Source organism: Candidatus Methylomirabilota bacterium, from assembly GCA_036005065.1.
In the GTDB taxonomy this organism is placed as follows: Bacteria; Methylomirabilota; Methylomirabilia; order Rokubacteriales; family DASRDR01; genus DASYQW01.
This window is the reverse complement of sequence record DASYQW010000244.1, coordinates 24,059-30,458: the sequence shown is the minus strand read 5'-3', so window position 1 is coordinate 30,458 and position 6,400 is coordinate 24,059. Positions and strand designations below refer to the sequence as shown.

Annotated in this window: 7 protein-coding genes; 3 read left to right on the top strand and 4 right to left on the bottom strand. The window is 69.1% G+C overall.

The features are described from left to right. On the top strand, positions 1-532 hold a 532-nt coding region (locus tag VGW35_17605; protein ID HEV8309480.1), incomplete at its 5' end, for a carboxypeptidase-like regulatory domain-containing protein. A gap of 165 nt (positions 533-697) precedes the next feature. Here the strand turns inward: VGW35_17605 and VGW35_17600 are convergent. The 4 genes from VGW35_17600 to tpx are packed head-to-tail and all read right to left on the bottom strand — an operon-like array spanning position 698 to position 4,345. Beyond that, on the bottom strand, positions 698-1,525 hold the full coding sequence (locus tag VGW35_17600; GenBank protein HEV8309479.1) for a carbohydrate ABC transporter permease: 828 nt from the start codon (positions 1,523-1,525) through the stop codon (positions 698-700). Between the two features lie 4 nt (positions 1,526-1,529). After that, positions 1,530-2,480 (bottom strand): sugar ABC transporter permease, encoded by a 951-nt coding sequence (locus VGW35_17595; GenBank protein HEV8309478.1) that lies wholly within the window; start codon positions 2,478-2,480, stop codon positions 1,530-1,532. Positions 2,481-2,490: 10 nt separating this feature from the next. Continuing rightward, positions 2,491-3,798 carry an extracellular solute-binding protein gene (locus tag VGW35_17590; protein ID HEV8309477.1) on the bottom strand — a complete coding sequence of 436 codons (1,308 nt, stop codon included), beginning with the start codon at positions 3,796-3,798 and terminating at the stop codon, positions 2,491-2,493. Between the two features lie 25 nt (positions 3,799-3,823). Then, complete coding sequence (gene tpx / locus VGW35_17585; GenBank protein HEV8309476.1) at positions 3,824-4,345, bottom strand: thiol peroxidase; 522 nt, start codon at positions 4,343-4,345, stop codon at positions 3,824-3,826. Between the two features lie 62 nt (positions 4,346-4,407). On the opposite strand from tpx, the gene VGW35_17580 reads away from it, so the two are divergent. Beyond that, positions 4,408-5,313, top strand: a complete 906-nt coding sequence (locus VGW35_17580; protein ID HEV8309475.1) for a sulfurtransferase — start codon at positions 4,408-4,410, stop codon at positions 5,311-5,313. Positions 5,314-5,494: 181 nt separating this feature from the next. Further along, complete coding sequence (locus VGW35_17575; GenBank protein HEV8309474.1) at positions 5,495-6,385, top strand: PAC2 family protein; 891 nt, start codon at positions 5,495-5,497, stop codon at positions 6,383-6,385. The last annotated feature ends 15 nt before the right edge of the window (positions 6,386-6,400 follow it).

The window sequence follows — 6,400 nt, the reverse complement described above, 5'->3', positions numbered from 1 at the left end:
CAACAACGTCTGGGACCGGGGCGCCCTGGTCGGCCAGGACGGCCGCTTCCGCATCGAGCTGGCGAGCGGCGGACAGTACGGCCTCCACGTGTACTCGAGCGGCTACGTCTACTCGCCAAACGCGGTGAAGGTGGACACCGGCAAGACGCTCGAGGTCAACGTCGTGCTGGTGGCGGAGCCGACGCGTGCCAACGATCCGGTGATCAAGAAAGCCGGGGTCTTCCCCTGGGACGCCAAGCAGGGCAAGGTGAGCTTCGTCAAGGCGGAGGTCACAGACCCGAACAACGACCTCGGTCCCCAGGTCCTCGCGTTCAATGCCGCCACCGGCCGCGCCTACGCCATGGACCCGCCCCGCCGGATGCGCGACCTCAAGGCGAACTTCCCGAACGGCGTGTACCAGCTGGAGGTCGACACCTCGGCGGCCCCCCTCAACCCCAAGGACTGGCACTTCGTGGTCGCCGACCACCAGTGCAACACGACCGACATCCTGAGCTTCCCACACGAGCCGAAGCCGCCCCGGGTGGTGCAGTAGCCCTCACCCGGGGGACCCGCCCGCCGACAGGAACGGCCGGTAGCGCGCCGCCCGACCCGGGCGAGATACGCGCGCAGCGCGCGCTCGAGCGCCGCGGCCACCTCAGGCCGCTCCTCGGCTACGCTCGGCGGCGCGCGGCGCGACGCCGGCCAGCCCTCGGAAGGTCTACCCCTTGATCGCCCCCGCGGTCATGCCCTTCACGAACCACTCGGAGAGGAAGACGTAGAGCGCCAGCACCGGCAGCGTGGCGATCATGAGCCCGGTCGCCAGCATGCCGATGTCGAAGTACTGGTCGCTCACCAGGAACTGGATGGCCAGCGGGAGCGTCCGGATCCTCTGCTGCGTGATGAACACGACCGCGTAGAGGAACTCGTTCCAGAAGTAGATGAAGTTCAGGATCACGGTGGTCGCCACCGCCGGCAAGGCCATCGGGAACATCACCCGCCAGAACATCGTCCAGTCGCCGCATCCGTCGATCCGAGCCGCCTCCTCCAGCTCTTGCGGAATCTGGGCGAAGAACGCCCGCAGGAGGTAGATCGTCAGCGGCAGCTCGGTCGCCACGTAGACGAGGACGAGCCCGGTCAGCGTGTTGAAGAGCCGGTACTGGACCAGGATCTGGAAGAGCGCGAGCAGCATGATCTGGGGCGGGAACATGAGCGAGAGGAAGATCAGGAGGAAGAGCGGCTCCCGGAGCGGGAAGGCGTAGCGGGAGCGCCCGAAGGCGAAGCCGGCCATCGCGCCCAGCACGGTGACCATCAGGACGGAGGCGACCGACACGATCGCGCTGTTGCGGAAGTAGGTCGCGTAGCCGAACTGCGTCCAGGCCGCGTGGTACTTCTCCCAGTGGGCCGGGATCGGCAGGCCGTAGTGGCTCCGGTAGATCTCGTCGGTGGTCCGGAGCGACATCGCCGCGGTCCACAGATAGGGTCCCGCCGAGAATGCCGTGTAGGCGAGAACCGGAACGAGCAGCAGCCAGCGCCGGAGCCGTCTCATGTCGTCAAAACTGCAGCGCCTCCCGGCGCTGGAGCAGTCGGGTCAGGCCGTAGGAGAGCCCGAAGATGATGGCGAACCACAGGACCGCGATCGCCGAGGGGTAGCCGAGGTCGAGTGTCTTCCACTCGAAGGCCCGCTTGATCACGTACGTCGCGACCGTCTCCGTGCCCCACATCGGCCCCCCGCGGGTCATGACCCAGACCAGCGCGAACTGCTTCATCTTGCCGATGAAGTCGAGGATGGCCAGATTCACGAGCGTCGGCCGGACGAGCGGCACGATGATGTGAAGCGTGCGCCGCCAGCCGCTCGCCCCGTCCACCCGCGCCGCCTCGAGGTACTCGACCGGGATCGCGTGGATGGCCGCGAGCAGGACGACCATGTTGAACCCGGCGAACATCCAGGTGGTGACCAGGATGAGGGCGGGGAGGGCGGTGGCCGGGCTCGCCAGCCAGGCCTGGGCATACGCCCCGAGCCCGACCGCTCGCAGGAGGAGGTTCGCCATTCCCCAGTCGTAGTTGTAGACCCAGAGCCAGATGACGCCGACGACCGGGTAGGACATCAGGACCGGCGTGAACCACACCGTGCGGAAGAACTTGGCGAACGGCACCCGGGCGTAGAGCGTGAGGGCCAGGACGAACGCCAGCGGGATGTCGATCAGCGGGGCGACCAGGCCCCAGGTCAGCGAGTTCCCGGCCGCCTTCCAGAAGACCTCGTCGCTCCCGAGGATCTCGCGGAAATGCTCGAGCCCCACGAACTCGTACTGCATGCCGAGATCCATGCGCAGCGTGTGGAAGCTGTTGTAGAAGGTGACGAGGATCGGGTAGACGACGACGGCGAGGTAGAGGGCCAGGGTCGGGCCGACGAAGAGGGCGATCGCCCTCCAGGGCCGGCGGGGCCCCGGACGGCGGGTGGCCGTCCGGGGCAGGATCCGCGGAAGCGCCTCGGCGCGCGCCAACGGCGCGGCCTTACTTGCCCTTGAGGCGCGCCTCTTCGAGCTTGGCCAGGGCCTCGTCGGCCCCGATCAGCTTGTTCGGCAGTCCCTGGTTGACCGTGGCCACGTAGACCTCCCACAGCCCCGGCTTCATGATGGCCTTCACGGCCTGGGCGGTGAGGTCCACCCACCGGGTGGTCTTGTTCACCCTGGCGAACTCGTCGAAGTACCACTTGATCGGGCTGTCGATCCGCGCCGGGTCGGTCTTGATGCCGGTCTGGATCCCGGTCCGGGCCATCCACATGTTCCCGATCTCGACGTCGGCGAAGGCGTTGGCGACCTCGATCGCCAGCGGCAGGTTCGGGCTCTTGGCGGCCACCGCCAGCGAGCCGGCGACTCCGAGGAACTTCTCGCCGTGTCCCTTGCCGTCCTTCATGAGCGGGTTGTTCAGGAGACCCAGCTCGAAGTCCTTCGGCTGGCCGCCCTTGTCGGGCGGGACGAAGGCGCGCCCGGTGTACCAGGACCCGACCGGGAACATGCAGGCCTTCTGCTCCGTGTGGAAGTAGCGGTGAGCCTCGGCCAGCGTCATGCTGGTGAGCGTCTTCGCGTAGGCCCCGAGGTCGACGAGCTCCTTGTAGTACCGGAAGACCTCGACCACTCGCGGGTCCTTCCACGAGATCTCACCGGCGAAGAGCCGCTTCACGTCGGCGTACCCGAGCTTGGAGAGGAGCAGCGCATCGGGGATGTACATGGCCGCCCACTCCCGGTCGGCGGCGCCGGTGGCGAAGGCGGCGCCCACCGCCTTGGCGCACTTGCCCACGACCTCCTTGAAGGCGTCCTGGGTGAAGGCGAAGTTCGCGGGCACCGTGATCCCCAGCTCGCGGAAGAGCTTCTTGTTGTAGTAGAGCTCGTCCGACGCGGCCTCCACCGGGATGGCCCACGTCCCGACCTTCCCGGCCGGGCCCGGCCGCGTCCAGAACGCCTTTCCGTACGGCTCGATGTTCTCCCAGCGGATTCCCTGGCTCAGATCCGCCAGCCAGCCGGCCCCGATGAACTCCGGGACGTCCTGGTCGTAGTAGAAGACGTCCGGGAAGCCCGAGCCGGCCGTGAAGGCCGCCCGGAGGGCCGGCCACATGTTCTTCTTCTCGTAGAAGGTGATCTCCACCGTATGGCCGGGGTGCCTGGCCTCGAACCGGCGCTTGGCTTCGAAGAGCACCGCCTTCTTGGAGTCCTCCACCGCCCAGTGGCTCCACCAGCTGAGCTGGGCCGCCTCCAGGCTGCCGGCCGCCCCGAGCGTCAGGGCGCACAGGGCCACTCCGAGCCCCCTCGTCATCGTGCGCATGGCGTCCTCCCCTGTGGTAAGAGCGTCAATTGGCCCCGGCGGCGGCCCGGGCGGCGGCGAGGGCGGCCTCGTAGTTCGGCTCGGTGGTGACCTCCTTGACGTACTCGACGTGCTTGACGCGGCCGTCCTTGCCGACCACGAACACGGCGCGCGCCTCGAGACCGGCCAGGGCGCCCTCCTTGATCAGGGTGCCGTACTGCTGGCCGAAGCTCCGTTCCCGGAAGTCCGACAGCGTCTTCACGCGCGTGATCCCGGCGGCGCCGCACCAGCGCTTCTGGGCGAACGGAAGGTCCATGCTGATGGTCCAGACGAGGACGTTCTCGCCCAGCTTGGCGGCTTCTTCGTTGAAGCGTCGCGTCTCGGTGTCGCAGACCGGCGTGTCGAGGGACGGGACCGCGCTCAGGACGACCACCTTGCCCCGGGCGTCGCTGAGCCGGACGGGCTGAAGGCTCGTGTCGACCGCGGTGAAGTCGGGCGCGGGGTCCCCGGGCTTGACCTCGGACCCGGCGAGCGTGAGCGGAGTCCCCTTGAACGTGACTTGAGCCATCGCCGCCTCCTTCTGCATGGGGGTTCGGACCGGGAAGTTCAGTATATACCGAGCGCCGGTCGGTGCTGGACCCGCTGCCCGACCAGGGCTACAATCCGCCCATGGGTGCCGTTCGCGACTCGCTCCTGGCCGAGACGGACTGGCTGGCCGCGCACGTCGACGATCCGGCCGTCCGGATCGTGGACATCCGCGGCACCATCAAGCCGCCCACGGCGCCCCGGCCCTGGTACGCCGCCAGCCGCGAGGCGTATGAGGCGGCGCACATTCCCGGCGCCGTCTTCGTGGATTGGCTTCAGGACATCGTGGATGTCTCGGCGCCGGTCAAGATGACGGTGGCCCAGGCCGACCAGTTCGCCGCCCTCATGGGCCGCCTCGGCGTCGGCGACGAACACACGGTCATCGCCTACGACGACAACGGCCACATCGCCCCCCGGCTCTGGTGGGCGCTCAACTACTACGGCCACCCGGCCGTTCGCGTGCTCGACGGCGGGTGGACCAAGTGGGTCGCCGAGGGCCGCCCGGTCACGGCGGCGGTGCCACGGCATCCGCCGGCCCGCTTCACCGCGCGGGTCCGGCCCGAGTGGCGCGCGGCCGCGGACGAAGTGCGCGCGCGCCTCGAGGATCCCGCCACCGTGGTCGTCGACTGCCGGAGTCCCGTCGAGTACCGGGGTGAGATCGGCCGCGGCGATCGGGCGGTCGGCCGGATCCCGGGCTCGGTGAACCTGTCAGTGGGGCGGCTCATGGAGGGAGAGCACAAGGTCTGGCGCCGGGAGCCCGAGCTCCGCGCGCTCTTCGAGGAAGCGGGAATCACGCCGGACCGAGACGTCATCACGTACTGCAACGCGGGAGTCTCGGCGTCGATCGGGCTCTTCGGCGCCAAGCTCCTCGGCTACCCCCGGGCCCGCAACTTCGCCGGCTCGTGGTACGAGTGGGAGCAGGATCCCCGGAACCCCGTCCAGACCGGCTGAGCTTAGTCGGAGGGGGTGTCGGAACACCCCCTCCGAGAACCGTTGCGGCGGCAAAAGCCGCCGCTCGAAGCGGAACATTCAGTGGCCGGGTGGTCAAGGGTGAGCGCGCGAACCACACCCCGCGCAGGTATGTGACGGGCCGGGCTCTGGGGGCGGGTCGGCGGGGTCGTGTTACCATAGAATGATGGGATATCTCAGCTACCACGACCGACCGCGGCGGCTGCGGCGCCCGATCCTCCTGATGGCGTTCGCCGGCTGGAACGACGCGGCCGAGGCGGCGACCAACGCTGCCCGGTTCCTCCGGCAGGCCTGGGATGGGCAGCCGCTCGCAAGCCTCGATCCCGAGGAGTTCTACCACTTCGGGCTCACGCGGCCCCAGGTCCGGTTCAAAGCGGGCAGCACCGAGCGGGAGATCCTGTGGCCCGAGACGGAGTTCTCCCTCTGTGCGCGGGAGGCGCTCGCCCGGGACCTCCTCGTCGGGGTCGGCATCGAGCCTCACCTGCGCTGGAAGACGTACTGCCAGACGGTCCTCGACCTGGCGCGCGAGCTCGAGGTCGGGCTCGTCCTGACGCTCGGCGCGCTCCTGGCGGAGGTCCCTCACACGCGCCCGGTCCGCCTCAGCGGCTTCGCGACCGACCCCGAGCTGGCCACGCTGCTGGGGGTGCGCCCGACGCGCTACGAGGGCCCGACCGGGATCGTCGGGGTGCTCTCTTCGAGTGCGCGGGCCGCGGGCTTCGCCACCGCCAGCCTGTGGGCCAACGTCCCTCACTACATCTCGGCGGTCGAAAACCCGCGCGCGACGCTCGCCCTGCTCCAGCGAGTCAACCGCCTCTTCGACGGGCCGCTCGAGGTGCAGGAGCTGGAAGAGGCGGCCACGCAGTTCGACGCGCAGCTCGCCGAGGTCCTCGCGCAGAACCGCAAGGTCGCGAACTACGTCAAGAAGCTCGAGGCCAAGGACCAGGAAGAGCTGCCCGAGGAGCAGCCCGCCGGGGAGCTGCCGAGCGCGCAGGACCTCGTCGCGGAGATCGAGCGCTTCCTGCGCCAGCAGCCCCCCGGCCCGATCCGCGAGTGACGGGTCGCCTGAGCT